The organism is Clostridium perfringens (assembly GCF_016027375.1).
Classification (GTDB): domain Bacteria; phylum Bacillota; class Clostridia; order Clostridiales; family Clostridiaceae; genus Sarcina; species Sarcina perfringens.
The window spans coordinates 343,912-358,821 of the sequence record NZ_CP065681.1; the positions used below are offsets into that span (position 1 = coordinate 343,912).

A 14,910-nucleotide genomic window follows, 5' to 3' on the forward strand; every position below is an offset into this window, starting at 1 on the left:
ATTTATTTGGGATATATTGGATAATAACTGATGAAATTATAATAGAATATTTAATTATAAAAAGTTTAAGAAAAGTTTATAAGGTTTAAAATATCTTATAAACTTTTAATGATATTAGAAAATTATTTTAAGGGAAAGGAGGAAAATTAGGAATAATGGAAGCACCAGTAATGAAGAGTTTGCCACAAAGTATAGAAGCGGAACAATCTGTTTTAGGGGCAATGATAATAGATAGAACAACCATAGCTCAAGCCGCTGAGGTTTTAAATAAGGATTCATTTTATAGAGATGCTCATAAGGTAATATTTCAAAGTATAATAGAAATGTACCAAAGAGATCAAGCCGTAGACCAATTAACTCTTTTAGAGTATTTAAAATCTACTGATAGACTTGAAAAAGCCGGTGGTATAAGTTATGTAACAGAGATAAGTGCATCTGTACTTAGTACAGTTAACATAAAATCATACATAAAAATAGTTGATGAAAAAGCTATGCTTAGAAGACTTATAAAATCTTCTACAGAAATTATAGAGAATTGTTATAACAATCAAGAAGATGTTGAAAAAGTTATAGATTCAGCAGAGAAGAAAATATTTGATTTATCTGAAAAGAGATCATCAAATGATTTTGAACCTTTAAGTGTTGTTCTTGAAAGAGGTTTTGAGCAAATAGAGGCTATATTTAATAATGAAGGAGAACTTACAGGTGTTGGTTCTGGATTTAAAGACTTGGATGAGATGACCTCTGGATTCCAAAAGGGTGATATGGTGCTTATAGCAGCAAGACCATCTATGGGTAAAACAACCTTTGCTCTTAACATAGCAGAACATGCTGCCTTAAGAGAGGGAAAGAGTGTTGTTATATTCTCTTTGGAAATGTCAAAGGAACAGCTTGCATATAAGTTATTATGTTCAGAGGCTAATGTAGATATGTTAAGTCTTAGAACAGGTAAATTAACTCCTGAGGATTGGGACAATATAGCTAGAGCATCAGGCCCTTTAGCATCAGCTAAGATATACATAGATGATACTGCTGGGGTTTCTGTAATGGAAATGAGATCTAAGTGTAGAAGATTAAAAATGGAATATGGAATAGATCTTATACTTATAGACTACTTACAACTTATGAGTGGAAGTGGTGAAAGTAGACAACAAGAGGTTGCGGAGATTTCAAGAAATATAAAAGCTATAGCTAAGGAGATGGAATGTCCAGTTATAGCATTATCTCAGCTTTCTCGTGCTCCAGAGCAAAGAGCAGACCATAGACCTATGTTATCTGACCTTAGAGAATCTGGATCAATAGAGCAGGATGCTGACCTTGTTATGTTCTTATATAGAGATGAGTACTATAACAAGGAAACAGAAGATAAAAATGTTGGAGAATGTATAATAGCTAAGCAAAGAAACGGTCCAGTTGGAACAGTTAAGCTTGCATGGCTTGGTCAATACAGTAAATTTGCAGATTATGAAGCTATTCATAAGGATGTTTAATAAATTTAGGGTGTATCAGAATGCTGATATGCCCTTTAATTTTATTATTGGTAGCTACATATTAAAAGGTATATAATAATTAAAGTATTTATAATTAGATACTAAATAGTTAAAATGACTATTAAGAAATTAAGTTAATAAAATAATTACCATCTGTATTAAAAAGGAGAGGATAATATGAATAAAAAAATTGGATTCATAGGCTGTGGTAACATGGGAAGTGCTATGGTTTTAGGAATATTAAAGTCAGGTATTGTATGCAAAGAAAATATTATTGCATCATGTTCAAGAGAATCAAGTGCAGAAAGAATAAAAAATGAATTAGGAATAAACACAACTCTTGATAACAAAGAAGTTTGTAATAACAGTGACATAATATTTCTTGCGGTAAAGCCATATATGTATGAAAAAGTTATAAAAGAAATAAGAGATTGTGTAGACTTAAATAAGACTATTGTTACTATAGCAGCAGGAATTAATTTAAGTGATGTTGAAAAATGGTTTAAGAAAGAAACAAAAATAGTTAAGACTATGCCAAATACTCCAGCTTTAATAGGAGAAGCAATGAGCGCTATTTGTCCTAATGAATTAGTAAATGAAGAAGAATTAAAAGAAGTTATGGATATATTTAATGCTTTTGGAAAATCAGAAGTGTTAAGTGAGAAAGATTTCCATGGATTTATAGCACTTTGTGGGTCATCACCAGCTTATGTTTATATGTTTATAGAAGCTATGGCAGATGCTGCTGTTAGAGAGGGAATAAGTAGAGATAAGGCTTATAAATTAGCTGCTCAATCAGTATTAGGATCAGCTAAGATGGTTTTAGAAACTGGAGAGCATCCAGCTAAGTTAAAAGACAATGTTTGCTCACCGGGAGGAACAACTATTGAAGCTGTTTTAGAGTTAGAAGAGACTGGATTTAGAAGCTCTGTAATGAGTGCCATGAAAAAATGTTCAAAAAAATCTAAAAAAATGTAATGTTTTTTATTGACAAAAAATAAAAAAACATATATACTTTAATCATGATAATCATTATCAATTAGAGATTGATTATTATTCATGAACTGGATAAAGACAAACAAACACAAACATAACAAACACAAACAAACATAATAAAACTCCTACAAGAACTCCTAGATTTTCTAGGAGTTTTTTTCGTTTAAAATAATAATTTAATTATAAAATTATTATAAAGATGTATTACTAGATTTTTAGAGTCATATAATAGTACAAACAATATTAAGGAGGATTTAAAATGCCAATAGTACATTTCAGAGTTGACGGAAGACTTATTCATGGACAAGTAGCCTTGGCTTGGTCTAAAATGACAAATCCAAATCATATTATAGTTGCCAATGATATGGTTGCTAGTGATCCAAATCAACAAGCAATACTAAAATTAGCTGCTCCAAAGCAAGTAAGAATATCAATGCAGCCAGTTGATAAGGTTATTGCATACTTAAATAGAGGACTAGCTCCAAATGAGAGAGTTTTTCTATTAGTTAAGGATGTGGTAGATGCTAATAGGATTTATGAGGGTGGATTTAAATATATGGACCTTAATATAGGCAATATGACTCATAAACCAAATGCTAAAAAATTAAGTGAAAAACTATTTGTTACAGAAAAAGAGTTTGAAGCATTAAAAAGTTTGCTAGATAAAAATGTTAATTGCTACTTCCAAATGATTCCGACAGACTCAAAGCAAGATATTAGACCGTTAGTAGAGGCTTTTAAAAGTTAATTATTTTAAGGGGATTATACAATTTAATAATTAGGGGGATATGTTTATGCAAGAAATAGGAATTATACAAATTTTACTACTCTCTGTATGGGCTTTCCTAAGCATTAATGAGATGCTAGGTCCTTATCTAGGTTTATGGCATAGGCCGTTAATAGCTGGTTTTGGAGCAGGTCTTATCTTAGGAGATATTCAAACTGGTCTTTTTGTAGGGGCTACTTTAGAAATGATGTCTCTTGGAGTTCACTCATATGGTGGAGCTGTTGTTCCAGACTATACTACTGGTGCTATTTTAGGAGTTACTTTTGGTTATTTAACTGGAAGTTATGAAAGTGGTATTGCACTAGGAGTTCCAATAGCTTTATTAGGATCATACTTAGATGTATTAGCGAGATTATCTACTGGAATTTGTGCTCATAAAGCTGATTCACATGCTGCAAATGGAAACTTAAAAGGAATGTGGAGATGGCATTTATTTGGATCAATTCCATGGGGATTATCAAGAGCAATTCCTGTTTTCGTAGGTGCATTCTTTGGTTCAGAGGTTGCTACTGCATTTATAGAAAAGGTTCCTGTATGGTTAACTAATGGATTCGCTGCTGCAGGACGTGCAATGCCAGCATTAGGGGTTGCAATATTATTAAACTACCTACCAATAACTAAACAATGGTATTTTGCTATTATGGGATTCATATTAGTATGTTTCTTAAATTTACCAATGATCGCAGTTGGTTTAATAGGTCTTATAACTGCTGTTATTTACGTTGAGTTATATCATAAAAATGATGGAGCTAAAGTAAATAATGAGGAAGATTTTGAGCAGATAGGAGGCGAATTCTAATGGAATCTAAAATAACAAAAAAAGATTTATGGCAAGTCTTTTTAAACCATTTATTATTACAAATTTCTTGGTCATATGAAAGAATGCAGGCTTTAGGATTTGCAATTTCTATATCACCAATTTTAAAGAAGGTTTATAAAGATGACCCAGAGGGTATGAAAAAGGCTTTAACTAGACATATGGAATTCTTTAATACTTGTCCTAACTACGGTGCAACCGTTATCTTAGGTATAGTTGCTGCTTTAGAAGAACAAAAAGCTGATCCAGAGCTTATAAGAGGTATTAAAACTGGTATGATGGGGCCTTTAGCAGGTATCGGAGATAGTATGATGTTTGCAATCTTAGGACCATTATTAATATCTATACCAGCATCTATGGCTTTAACTGAAGATTTTACTGGTGCCTTAGTAGCTCTTATAATTACACAAATCATATTCATAAGCTGGAACTTATTTGTTAAGTGGAAACTTATAACTTTAGGTTATCAAAAGGGTGCAGATTTAGCTACAAGCTCAGCTGGCATGATGGATAAGGTTACTTTTGGAGCTGGAATCGTAGGATTAATAGTTGTTGGAGGTATGATTGGTTCAATAATCAATATTACAACTCCAATCCAAGCTAACTTTGGAGGATATGAATTTGTTCTTCAAACAACTTTAGATAGTTTATTCCCTAAACTACTTCCTGTTTTAGCTGTTTTAGGAGTATTCCACTTATTAAGAAATAAAAAGTGGAGCCCAGTCAAAATTGTTATATGTATGTTCATATTATTCACAACTTTAGGTGCTTTAGGAATAGTTGCATAATTTAAATAAGTATATTTTGTTTTGATTTAAGGTGGGCTGTATCAAAGGAGAGTAATAAAGCTTAAAAGAATATTATTAAAATTACTTATTAATATTGTTTATGAGTTTTATTAAAAAGTTATTTTGATACAGTCCATATATTAATAAATAGGTTTTTAGGAGGCAAAGAAGGATGATAGGTGTACTAGTAGCAACTCACGGTGAAATGGCAAAAGGGTTATTTGATGCAATAGATATGATTTGTGGAACCCAAGAGAAATTTAGCATAGTATCTTTAAAAAGAGGACAAGATGCAGAAAGTTTTGGTGAAGAGCTTGGAGAAAAAATAAATGAATTAAATAGTGGTGAGGGAGTGGTGGTTCTTGTAGATTTATTAGGAGCAACTCCAATGAATCAATCAGCCTTAAATTTATATAAATCAGATAAGGTAGAGGTAATAACAGGGGTAAACTTGCCTATGGTTGTTACTGCAACAATGGAGAGAGATTGTTTTAGTGATATAAAAGAATTAGTTGAAAAGATAAAAAATGATGGCAAAGATAGTGTTTGTAGTGTGAGAGAATTATTAAACATATAAGAAAGTGGGGAGACCAATGAAAACTTTTATGATTATTTTATTAGTTCTAGTAGCAGTATTTTTAGTTTGGTATATTGTTAGTTTTAAAGGTGTTAACAAAGATAAAGCTAGGATAATAGAGCAACAGATTAATTTAAAAGTAGGCTCAAATGTTGTTTTAAGTAGTGGTATACATGGAAAGGTTTCAAAGGTTAATAAAGAAACTGTAGAGATTATAATAGACAAAACAAAAAATATTACTATGACTGTAGAAAGGTATTGTGTCTCTAAGGTTTTATAAAATTGAAAATAATTATTTTTAAAGACTCACAGTTTGTATATACTGTGAGTTTATGCTTTATAGAGAAAAACATTGAAAAAAAATAGTAAATATGATAACACTATAAATAGTATTATTAGAATTTAGGGGTGGAAGAATGTTTAAGAGAAGCAGGGGCATAGCCCTGTATCATCAATTAGAAACAGAGCTAATTGATCTTATAAATAGCGGAGAACTTAAGGAAAATGATAAGTTACCATCTGAAAGAGAATTATGTGAGCAATATAATGTTAGTAGAACAACAGCTAGGCAAGCCATTGGAGAATTAGAAAGAAAAGAGTATGTATATAAGGTCCATGGAAAGGGAACTTTTATATCTCCTAAAGTGTATAAACAACAATTATTAAAATTTTATAGTTTTACTGAAGAAATGAAAAAGCTTGGGAAAAATCCATCTTCAAAAATATTATCCTTTGATTTAATAAGAGCTGACAATAAGATTTCTGAAAAATTAAAAGTGGAAGAAAACTCACTGGTATATAAGATAGTAAGACTAAGAATAGCAGATGAAGTTCCAATGATGGTAGAGTGTACTTATTTACCTGAATATAGATTTATTGATTTGAAAGAAAAGATGCTTAAAGAAAAGCCTATGTATGATATATTTAGAGAAGTCTATAATGTTAGTCTAACTAAGGCTAAGGAAAGTTTTAAACCAATATTAATTTCAAAGAGTGATTCAAAATTATTAAATGTGGAAGATGGTACAGCTGCAATGAGAATTGAAAGAGTTACCTTTGAAAATGAAAGAGTTATAGAGTATACAGTAAGTGTTTCAAGAGGAGATAAATTTGAATATACTGTAGTTTTAGAAGAAGATTAATAAAGTAAAGAGACATCAAAAAAATTGATGTCTCTTTTATATATAAAATTAAATAATTAAGCTTTACCATTACTACCACAAAGAAGAATCTTGTGTTCAACTATTTTCTTCATAGCCTCTTTACCTGGAGTCATATATTTTCTTGGGTCATTAGCCTTTGGATTAGCTATGAAATAATCTTTTACTGCATCTGAAAATGGAATCTTTAAGTCTGTAGCAACATTAACCTTGCATATTCCAAGTTCTATAGCTTTTTTAACTAATTCATCTGGAACATCAGATGCACCATGTAAAACTAAAGGTACAGATACCTTTTCTCTAATTTTAACTAATCTATCAAAGTCTAATTTAGGAGTTCCTTTATATAATCCATGAGCAGTTCCAATTGCTATAGCAAGTGAGTCTACACCTGTTCTTTCAACAAATTCTAAAGCTGCATCAGGGTCTGTATATGCTCCTTCATTTTCATCTACCACTAAGTCATCTTCAACTCCAACAAGTTTACCAAGTTCAGCTTCAACAGTAGCGTCATATCTATGAGCAAAGTCTACAACTTCTTTTACCATGTTTACATTGTCTTCAAAGGAAAGATGGGAAGCATCTATCATACAAGATTTAAATCCAGTTATTATATGACTTTTTATAAGCTTTGGATCTTCAAAGTGGTCAAGGTGAATTGCTATTGGAATATCATATTTTTGAGAGGCTACTTCAGCCATAGCTACTATATAATCTGGACCAGCATAATCAATAGTTCCAGGAGTACCTGCGATTATGACAGGAGAGTTAAGCTCAGCGGCAGTCTCAACAACTACTTGAAAAGTTTCTAGATTGTGTATGTTAAAAGCAGGAATAGCATATCCTCCTTTTTGAGCTCTTAAAAGCATATCTTTAGTAGATTTAATTTTATTCATAAAAAACACCTCTCATAAATTAATTATTATATTCGTGAATTATAACCCCTTGAACAACTCTATTAACTGTTCCATCAGGTCTTGGATTATCAGGAGAAATTCCAAGTCTTAAAGAGTTAAAGAAAGAAATCATTTGACCAAATATTATATAATTAAATGCTATAAATGTATCATCTAATTTAGATCCATTAGCTGTTATATATTTATGAGAAATTTCCTTAAGATTTTCTCTGTCAAAATAATTTAAAACAGCAACCTTTTGAGTACCTTCATCATTATAAACTTCTTTTATTAAGTCATAATCATAAAGAGCTGTATAATCATTTGTAGAGCATAAGAATATAACTAAAGTATTATTATTTATTATTGACTTAGGACCATGTCTAAAGCCTAAGATTGATTCACAAACAGTAACTTGTTTACCAGAAGTTAATTCTAAATTTTTAAGAGCCATTTCATGGCAAAGACCCTTTAAGGCGCCAGAACCTACATAAACAATTCTTTCTGCTCCTAAATCTGAAATTGCTTTTGCATCTTTCCATTGATTATCAAGAGAAGCTTGTCCTTTAGTAGCTAATTCTTCAACGATTTTTTTATTTTCTTCTAGATTAGCTATATCAAATAAAAGTAGAGTAGCTAATGTCATACAAGTAAAGGAACTTGTCATAGCAAAACTCTTATCATTTGATTTTTCTGGCATTAATAAAACTAAGTTTCCTTCTTTTTCTTGAGACTTCTTAGCAAGCTCACCCTCTTTATTACAAGTAACAACTATGTGTGCTAGATTTTTAACTTTCTTTTCAAATAAATCATAAGTTCCAACACTTTCTGGGCTATTACCAGAACGAGCATAAGAAACTAAGATGGTATTTGCATTTTCATCTATATATTCATCTGGATTTGAAACGAAGTCAGTAGTTGCTATAGCTTCAACTCTTTTACCTAACTTTTTAGCTAAATAAAGATATATGGTATCTCCAACATAGGCAGATGTTCCTGCTCCAGTTAAGATTATTCTTACATTGTCTTTATTTAAATTTTTTTCTAAGAATTTATTTATAGCTTCTTTATTATTTTCTACTATGTTTAAAGTCTCTTTCCATAATTCTGGTTGTTGATATATTTCATTGGCTGTATAAGTGGCTTTTAAGCTGGATAATTCTTCTTGAGTAAATCCAAAAATTTTATTCATAAATCTCACCCCTATTATAATGTTGTCATTACCAGTTGGTAGAAATAAAAAAGCACCAAAGATAATGATGTTATTACAAGTTAATATTACAATATTATCATAATAAATGTCAATAATTTACTAGTAACTTTGAAGAAATACCAATATAAAATTAAAAAGCGTATATTAATATTGAATGCTAATTATTTAAAAATAAAATGAGCATATATAATTACATATGCTCATTAAAAAATAATTATTTATCTTTACCAAAAACTTTTTCTTTTAATTTAAGTCCTGTTTTAGTAATTGCTAAACCACCTAAGGCAGTTTCTCTTAGAGAAGCAGGTAAAGATTTTCCTACTCTATACATAGCTTCAACTGTATCATCAAAAGGTATCTTGCTATGTATGCCTGCCATAACTAAGTCGGCAGTTGTTAAGGCGCTAACTGCTCCTGCAAAATTTCTTTTAGCACAAGGTACTTCTACTAAGCCAGCTATTGGATCACAAACTAGACCAAGTATATTTTTAAATACTATTGCCCCAGCATCTAAAGCCATTTCTGGAGTTCCACCCATCATTTCTACAGTGGCAGCAGCTCCCATAGCAGCAGCAGACCCACATTCAGCTTGGCATCCACCTTCAGCACCGGCTAATGTTGCATTTTGCGCAATTATCATACCTACAGCAGAGGATGCTAATAAACCTTGAATAAGTTCTTCATCACTTAGATTTAATCTTTCTCCTACAGTCAATATTACAGCTGGTAATATTCCGCAAGAACCAGCTGTTGGGCATGCCACTATTCTTCCCATAGAAGCATTTACTTCTGAACAAGATAAGGCTCTTGCCATAGCGCCAACCATAACATTCCCAGTTAAAGTATCCCCTTTTTCTAAGTATTTTTTTAATTTATAAGCATCTCCGCCAATTAATCCACTTACAGAATAAACTTCTTTTTCTTGCCCTTCATTAGCTGCTTCTTTCATAACTTGAAGAACTTTTTCCATACCTTTTATTACATCTTCTCTAGTACAGTTTTTACTTTCCATTTCATATTGAATAGCGTATTCAGCTAAGGAGAAATTATTCTCTCTACATATTTCTAATAATTCAGCACCGCTTCTTGCAATCATCTAAATATCCTCCTTTACTGGGTTTATAACAACTAGTTTTTCAACAGCTTCAACTTTCTTAATTTCATCAATAATGTCCTTTGTAATAGGGCTATCCATTTCAAAGACCATTCTTGCAGCCTTTCCTCTTTCTGTTCTAAAGACTTTCATGAAAGCTATATTAATATTATGCTCATAAACTATGGCTGTTACTTTAGATACAGCTCCAGGAACATCTTTATGTGAGATTATTAGTGTTGGGTATTCACCAGTAAATTCAACAACGCTACCATTTACCTCAGTGATTTTAATACTTCCACCACCTATTGATGATCCTACTATTTCATGAAAAACACCATCAATATCTTCAATTATAAATTTAACTGTATTAGGATGTGCATCTCCTAAATCAACTTCTTTAAACTCTATTTCAATATTTTTTTCTTTTGCTATTTCTAAAGAATTTCTAAGGTGTGTATCAGAAGGTTCCATTCCAAGGATACCTGCTACTAAAGCTTTATCTGTACCATGACCTTTATAAGTTTTGCCAAAAGAACCGTGTAAAAGAAAAGTAACTTTTTTCATTGGTTTACCACAGATTGCTCTAGCTACTTTTCCAAGTCTAGCAGCCCCTGCAGTATGAGAGCTAGATGGTCCAATCATAATTGGTCCAAGGATATCGAAAACACCATATGTATTCATTTTTTATCCTCCTTTGTTATATTTAATAAAATAAGATTTTTAGTGTCTAATTAAGTAATTCTTTCGTTAAATATAGTATAACATTTTTAAAAATCAAAATTGAAATTTTATCTAAATTTAATGTTAATAATTTAATTAGTTTTAGAAGTAAAAATATTTAGTAAAAAATCAATTTATTGATAAGAATAAGTATAAGGAAAAGAGTAATATTAATGAGAATTTTGACGAAGAAATATTATTAAATTAAATATTATTTAATTGAATTAAATAAAATGAACTTTAGGACTAAAAATATGTTAAAATATTCGTTTTTATTGCCTTGACCTAAGAGTTTTACTCTGTTAATATGGTATAGGACAATGAAATTTATAGCAAAAATACCTATAAATACGAACGTTGTCTACTCGGAAAAAGTTAATCAACCGTTATGGTTTATAAAAAAAGAATGTTAATGTTCTTTTTATAAGGAGGAAATAAAAAATGTCAGCATTTGTTGTATTAGGAGCTCAATGGGGAGACGAAGGAAAAGGAAAGATGACAGATTACTTAGCAGAAGAGGCAGAAGTAGTTGTTAGATTCCAAGGAGGAAATAACGCTGGACATACAGTTGAAGTTGAAGACAAACAATACAAGTTACACTTAATACCTTCAGGAATATTACATGACGAGAAATTAAACGTAATAGGAAATGGTGTTGTAGTAGATCCTAAAGCACTATTTACAGAAATAGATTATTTAGAAGGCTTAGGAGTAAAAGTAACTCCAGAGAAATTAATAGTTAGTGATAGAGCACATCTTATAATGCCATACCACATAACTTTAGATAAGTTAAAAGAAAAAGCTAGAGGAAAAAATGATATAGGAACTACTTGCAAAGGAATAGGTCCTTGTTATACAGATAAATATGAAAGATCAGGAATAAGAGTTTGTGACCTTATGCACAAAGATTCTTTTGCTGAAAAATTAAGAATAAACATCGAAATGAAAAATGGATACATCAAATTATTAGGTGGAGAAGAGTTAAACTTCGATGAAATATACAATGAATATATGGCATTTGCTGAAAGATTAAGACCATATGTTAAAGATACTTCAGTTGAAATATACAACGCTATCCAAGCTGATAAAAATGTATTATTTGAAGGAGCTCAAGGAATGCTTCTTGATATAGACTATGGAACTTATCCATATGTTACATCATCAAACACAACTTCATGTGGAGTTGCTAGTGGAGCAGGTATAGGACCAAACATGGTAACTAATGCTGTTGGTATAGCTAAAGCTTATACTACAAGAGTTGGTAAAGGACCATTCCCAACAGAGCTTGAAAATGAAACTGGTGATTGGATAAGAGAAAAAGGTCATGAGTACGGAGTAACTACAGGAAGATCAAGAAGATGTGGTTGGTTAGACCTTGTTATCTTAAAAACTACTACAAGAGTTTGTGGATTAACTTCATTAGTAGTAACTAAAATAGATACATTAGCTGGATTAGATAAAATACAAATGTGTGTTGGATATGAATTAGATGGAAAAGTTATAGATTACTTCCCAGCTAGTTTAGAAGATTTAGCTAGATGTAAACCAGTATATGAAGAGTTCGAAGGATGGGGAGAAGAAGTTGCTGATGCAAGAAGCTACGAAGAGTTACCAGAGAACGCTAAAACTTACTTAAGAAGAATAGAAGAGTTCACAGGAACTAAAGTTTCTATAGTTGGTGTTGGACCAAAGAGAAACCAAACTATAAGAGTAAGAGAAGAACTTTAATAAGTAGTAAAGAATAATTACTTTAAAATAGCTTAAGATTATTTAATCTTAAGCTATTTTTTATTTTAGGGTATAATATTTTTAAATTAATTTAGAATAAAATTATGTAATTTAAGAGGAGAATTGTATGGGATATATAATGGATTTAAGAAAAGAACTTCCTAATCCACATAGACCACTTATAATGTGTTCAGCTGGAATAATAATAATTGATAAAAAGGGAAGGGTATTATTACAAAAAAGAACTGACAATAATAAATGGGGACTTCCTGGAGGAAGTTTAGAGCTTGGCGAAAGTTTTGAGGAAGCTGCTATTAGAGAGGCATACGAAGAAGTGGGGCTTAAGGTCAAGAGTTTAAGCTTATTTAATGTTTACTCTGGTAAAGAGTGTTACAATAAATATCCTAATGGGGATGAAATTTATAACGCATCTTCTATATTTATTTCAAATGATTATGAAGGAGAAGTAGTCTTAGATGGAGAAGAAAGCGCAGATGCTTTATTTTTTAAAAAGGTAGATATTCCTTCACTAGAAGAGGTTAATCCTCCAGATAGGATTGTGATAAAAGATATAATAGAAAAATTAAATATAGAAAAGTATATATAAGTTTTATTTTAAATATTATAATTCAGAGTGAAATACTTGTATTTGAAATTTATAGGGAGTATAATTAAGGATATAACTTTTAATTTAATTAAGAGAGGTGTAGTTTATTATGATAACTAAAGACATGACAATTGGAGAAGTAATAAGAAAAATGCCAACAGCTGCTGAGGTATTAATGAGCTTTGGTATGGGATGTGTTGGATGCCCATCAGCTCAAGCTGAAACTTTAGAAGAGGCTGCAATAGTTCATGGAATAAACTTAGACGATTTAATAGAAGCTATAAATAACATAGAATATTAATTTTAAGCTCTGTTTAAAATAAGAAGTGCTTTTTTAATAGGTGCTTCTTATTTTTATACTATTTACTTTAAAAGTTAATTATTAAGTTTAAATATAAGATTAATTTAAATACATTGTTTATAAATTATATATTTAAAAAATTTTTTTGAAAAAAATAAAAATAACTATTGCTAAATAATAATAATTATTATATAATAATAACATAAGGTTGATGGGGAAATACATCAACAAAAAAACACTTAAATAAAGACTTTTAAATTATGATATAAATTGAAATTAGATAAATTGTTTGTTTTGTAGGAGGAATAAGATTATGAAAAAATTTGTTTGTACAGTATGTGGATATGTTTATGAAGGAGAAAAAGCACCAGAAAAATGTCCAGTATGTGGAGTTGGAGCTGACAAGTTCATAGAGCAAGGAGAAGACTTAGCATTTGCAGATGAGCACAGAATCGGAGTTGCTAAAGGTGTAGATGAAAGAATAATCGAAGGATTACAAGCTAACTTTGTAGGAGAATGTACAGAAGTAGGAATGTACTTAGCTATGTCAAGACAAGCTGACAGAGAAGGATTCCCAGAAGTTGCTGAAGCTTATAAAAGAATAGCTTTCGAAGAAGCAGAACACGCTGCTAAATTCGCAGAAATGTTAGGAGAAGTTGTAGAAGCTGATACAAAAGCTAACTTACAAGCAAGAGTAAATGCAGAGCATGGAGCTTGCCAAGGTAAGAAAGATTTAGCTACTTTAGCTAAACAATTAAACTTAGATGCAATCCACGACACAGTTCACGAAATGTGTAAAGATGAAGCTAGACACGGAAAAGCTTTCGCTGGATTATTAAACAGATACTTTAAATAAGAATCCATCACAAATTGTTTGTATTGATATATTTATAAAGAAAACACCACTAAAACACCTAGTTTAGTGGTGTTTTTCTAGTTTGAAAGGTATTTTTTGATTTGATATACTTCCAAATGAGGAGTGATTAAAATGGGGAAAGCTTATGAAAAAGTTTATGAAGTTACTTATGGAGAAACAGATGGAAGAAAAGACTGTAGAATAACTTCAATGATGAACTTTTTTTCAGACTGTTGCTTAAGTCAAGAAGAAAAGAATTCAATGAACTATGCAGATAATAGCAGTGAAACTACTTGGGTATTTTTTGATTATGAAATAATAGTTAATAGATATCCAAGATATAGAGAGAAAATTAAGGTAAAAACTTATGTTGAATCTATAAGAAAGTTTTATTCTAACAGAGTATTTGAGGCTTATGATATGGATGGGGCCTTAGTAGCTAGAGCTGATGTATTAGCCTTCTTAATAAACAAAAAAACTAGAAGACCAGCTAGAATAAGCGACGAAGAATATGAGATTCATGGATTAAGTAAGGAGTCTTCAAAATTATTAAGAAAAAAATTAAACTTTGAGAAATTTGATAAAGAAGATTTAGAGATGAAATTTCACATAAGATATTTAGATATAGATCTAAATATGCATGTAAGTAATATTAAGTATGTAGAGTGGATTTTAGAAACAGTACCAGTTGATATTGTTCTAAATTACAAAATGAAAAAAATAAAAATAAAATTTGAAAAAGAAATTACATATGGTCATAATGTAATTATAAAGTCAAAAATAATTAAGGGTGAAGATGAAGTAAAGGTTCTTCATAAAGTAGAAAATGAAGAGGGAGAAAGCATTACTTTAGCAGAAACTTATTGGTATTAAAATTT

General features: G+C 30.6%; 17 protein-coding genes. 13 read left to right on the top strand and 4 right to left on the bottom strand.

Annotated features, from left to right (window positions below; all coding sequences use genetic code 11):
* Positions 1-155 precede the first annotated feature (155 nt).
* The 8 genes from I6G60_RS01770 to I6G60_RS01805 all read left to right on the top strand — a co-directional run bounded on the left by I6G60_RS01770 (position 156) and on the right by I6G60_RS01805 (position 6,597).
* Positions 156-1,490 (top strand): replicative DNA helicase, encoded by a 1,335-nt coding sequence (locus tag I6G60_RS01770; RefSeq protein ID WP_003451036.1) that lies wholly within the window; start codon positions 156-158, stop codon positions 1,488-1,490.
* Between the two features lie 177 nt (positions 1,491-1,667).
* Positions 1,668-2,468: a pyrroline-5-carboxylate reductase gene (proC, locus tag I6G60_RS01775; protein WP_003459984.1), complete on the top strand. Its 801-nt coding sequence runs from the start codon at positions 1,668-1,670 to the stop codon at positions 2,466-2,468.
* Positions 2,469-2,745: 277 nt separating this feature from the next.
* The gene (locus I6G60_RS01780) at positions 2,746-3,234 is read left to right on the top strand and encodes a PTS sugar transporter subunit IIB (RefSeq protein WP_003451042.1); all 489 of its coding nucleotides are present in this window, start codon (positions 2,746-2,748) and stop codon (positions 3,232-3,234) included.
* A 46-nt stretch (positions 3,235-3,280) separates the two neighbouring features.
* Positions 3,281-4,072 (top strand): PTS mannose/fructose/sorbose/N-acetylgalactosamine transporter subunit IIC, encoded by a 792-nt coding sequence (locus I6G60_RS01785; RefSeq protein ID WP_003451051.1) that lies wholly within the window; start codon positions 3,281-3,283, stop codon positions 4,070-4,072.
* Positions 4,072-4,878, top strand: coding sequence for a PTS system mannose/fructose/sorbose family transporter subunit IID (locus I6G60_RS01790; RefSeq protein ID WP_003460011.1), 807 nt, complete (start codon positions 4,072-4,074; stop codon positions 4,876-4,878). The genes I6G60_RS01785 and I6G60_RS01790 overlap by 1 nt, the downstream gene beginning before the upstream one ends.
* Positions 4,879-5,050: 172 nt before the next feature.
* Positions 5,051-5,455, top strand: coding sequence for a PTS sugar transporter subunit IIA (locus tag I6G60_RS01795; RefSeq protein WP_003451031.1), 405 nt, complete (start codon positions 5,051-5,053; stop codon positions 5,453-5,455).
* A 16-nt stretch (positions 5,456-5,471) separates the two neighbouring features.
* On the top strand, positions 5,472-5,735 hold the full coding sequence (locus I6G60_RS01800) for a preprotein translocase subunit YajC (protein ID WP_011010999.1): 264 nt from the start codon (positions 5,472-5,474) through the stop codon (positions 5,733-5,735).
* A gap of 136 nt (positions 5,736-5,871) precedes the next feature.
* Positions 5,872-6,597 carry a GntR family transcriptional regulator gene (locus I6G60_RS01805; RefSeq protein ID WP_003466360.1) on the top strand — a complete coding sequence of 242 codons (726 nt, stop codon included), beginning with the start codon at positions 5,872-5,874 and terminating at the stop codon, positions 6,595-6,597.
* Between the two features lie 56 nt (positions 6,598-6,653).
* Here the strand turns inward: I6G60_RS01805 and I6G60_RS01810 are convergent, their stop codons facing one another.
* From I6G60_RS01810 to sdaAB, 4 genes are all read right to left on the bottom strand, one after another.
* Positions 6,654-7,511, bottom strand: coding sequence for a tagatose bisphosphate family class II aldolase (locus I6G60_RS01810; protein ID WP_011010998.1), 858 nt, complete (start codon positions 7,509-7,511; stop codon positions 6,654-6,656).
* Between the two features lie 19 nt (positions 7,512-7,530).
* Positions 7,531-8,703 (bottom strand): SIS domain-containing protein, encoded by a 1,173-nt coding sequence (locus I6G60_RS01815; RefSeq protein WP_011591189.1) that lies wholly within the window; start codon positions 8,701-8,703, stop codon positions 7,531-7,533.
* A 235-nt stretch (positions 8,704-8,938) separates the two neighbouring features.
* Positions 8,939-9,820, bottom strand: a complete 882-nt coding sequence (gene sdaAA / locus I6G60_RS01820) for an L-serine ammonia-lyase, iron-sulfur-dependent, subunit alpha (RefSeq protein ID WP_003451046.1) — start codon at positions 9,818-9,820, stop codon at positions 8,939-8,941.
* Positions 9,821-10,501 carry an L-serine ammonia-lyase, iron-sulfur-dependent subunit beta gene (gene sdaAB, locus I6G60_RS01825; RefSeq protein ID WP_003459996.1) on the bottom strand — a complete coding sequence of 227 codons (681 nt, stop codon included), beginning with the start codon at positions 10,499-10,501 and terminating at the stop codon, positions 9,821-9,823. It lies immediately after the preceding gene.
* A gap of 480 nt (positions 10,502-10,981) precedes the next feature.
* Between sdaAB and I6G60_RS01830 the strand changes: the two genes are divergently transcribed.
* The 5 genes from I6G60_RS01830 (at position 10,982) to I6G60_RS01850 (ending at position 14,905) form a co-directional block, all read left to right on the top strand.
* Positions 10,982-12,268: an adenylosuccinate synthase gene (locus I6G60_RS01830; RefSeq protein WP_003450991.1), complete on the top strand. Its 1,287-nt coding sequence runs from the start codon at positions 10,982-10,984 to the stop codon at positions 12,266-12,268.
* Between the two features lie 127 nt (positions 12,269-12,395).
* Positions 12,396-12,875: an NUDIX hydrolase gene (locus tag I6G60_RS01835; RefSeq protein WP_003460002.1), complete on the top strand. Its 480-nt coding sequence runs from the start codon at positions 12,396-12,398 to the stop codon at positions 12,873-12,875.
* A 109-nt stretch (positions 12,876-12,984) separates the two neighbouring features.
* The gene (locus I6G60_RS01840) at positions 12,985-13,176 is read left to right on the top strand and encodes a DUF1858 domain-containing protein (protein ID WP_003451010.1); all 192 of its coding nucleotides are present in this window, start codon (positions 12,985-12,987) and stop codon (positions 13,174-13,176) included.
* A 313-nt stretch (positions 13,177-13,489) separates the two neighbouring features.
* Positions 13,490-14,032 (top strand): NADH peroxidase, encoded by a 543-nt coding sequence (locus I6G60_RS01845; protein WP_011591188.1) that lies wholly within the window; start codon positions 13,490-13,492, stop codon positions 14,030-14,032.
* A 132-nt stretch (positions 14,033-14,164) separates the two neighbouring features.
* Positions 14,165-14,905 carry an acyl-[acyl-carrier-protein] thioesterase gene (locus tag I6G60_RS01850; RefSeq protein WP_003466879.1) on the top strand — a complete coding sequence of 247 codons (741 nt, stop codon included), beginning with the start codon at positions 14,165-14,167 and terminating at the stop codon, positions 14,903-14,905.
* Positions 14,906-14,910 lie beyond the last annotated feature (5 nt).

Excerpts from the sequence above, each read along its gene's own strand:
- I6G60_RS01850 (WP_003466879.1), top strand. The coding sequence starts at position 14,165 with ATGGGGAAAGCTTATGAAAAAGTTTATGAAGTTACTTATGGAGAAACA.
- I6G60_RS01830 (WP_003450991.1), top strand. The coding sequence starts at position 10,982 with ATGTCAGCATTTGTTGTATTAGGAGCTCAATGGGGAGACGAAGGAAAA.
- I6G60_RS01845 (WP_011591188.1), top strand. The coding sequence starts at position 13,490 with ATGAAAAAATTTGTTTGTACAGTATGTGGATATGTTTATGAAGGAGAA.
- I6G60_RS01790 (WP_003460011.1), top strand. The coding sequence starts at position 4,072 with ATGGAATCTAAAATAACAAAAAAAGATTTATGGCAAGTCTTTTTAAAC.
- I6G60_RS01805 (WP_003466360.1), top strand. The coding sequence starts at position 5,872 with ATGTTTAAGAGAAGCAGGGGCATAGCCCTGTATCATCAATTAGAAACA.
- proC (WP_003459984.1), top strand. The coding sequence starts at position 1,668 with ATGAATAAAAAAATTGGATTCATAGGCTGTGGTAACATGGGAAGTGCT.
- I6G60_RS01780 (WP_003451042.1), top strand. The coding sequence starts at position 2,746 with ATGCCAATAGTACATTTCAGAGTTGACGGAAGACTTATTCATGGACAA.
- I6G60_RS01795 (WP_003451031.1), top strand. The coding sequence starts at position 5,051 with ATGATAGGTGTACTAGTAGCAACTCACGGTGAAATGGCAAAAGGGTTA.
- I6G60_RS01835 (WP_003460002.1), top strand. The coding sequence starts at position 12,396 with ATGGGATATATAATGGATTTAAGAAAAGAACTTCCTAATCCACATAGA.
- I6G60_RS01770 (WP_003451036.1), top strand. The coding sequence starts at position 156 with ATGGAAGCACCAGTAATGAAGAGTTTGCCACAAAGTATAGAAGCGGAA.
- I6G60_RS01810 (WP_011010998.1), bottom strand. The coding sequence starts at position 7,511 with ATGAATAAAATTAAATCTACTAAAGATATGCTTTTAAGAGCTCAAAAA.
- I6G60_RS01815 (WP_011591189.1), bottom strand. The coding sequence starts at position 8,703 with ATGAATAAAATTTTTGGATTTACTCAAGAAGAATTATCCAGCTTAAAA.
- I6G60_RS01840 (WP_003451010.1), top strand. The coding sequence starts at position 12,985 with ATGATAACTAAAGACATGACAATTGGAGAAGTAATAAGAAAAATGCCA.
- I6G60_RS01800 (WP_011010999.1), top strand. The coding sequence starts at position 5,472 with ATGAAAACTTTTATGATTATTTTATTAGTTCTAGTAGCAGTATTTTTA.
- I6G60_RS01785 (WP_003451051.1), top strand. The coding sequence starts at position 3,281 with ATGCAAGAAATAGGAATTATACAAATTTTACTACTCTCTGTATGGGCT.
- sdaAA (WP_003451046.1), bottom strand. The coding sequence starts at position 9,820 with ATGATTGCAAGAAGCGGTGCTGAATTATTAGAAATATGTAGAGAGAAT.
- sdaAB (WP_003459996.1), bottom strand. The coding sequence starts at position 10,501 with ATGAATACATATGGTGTTTTCGATATCCTTGGACCAATTATGATTGGA.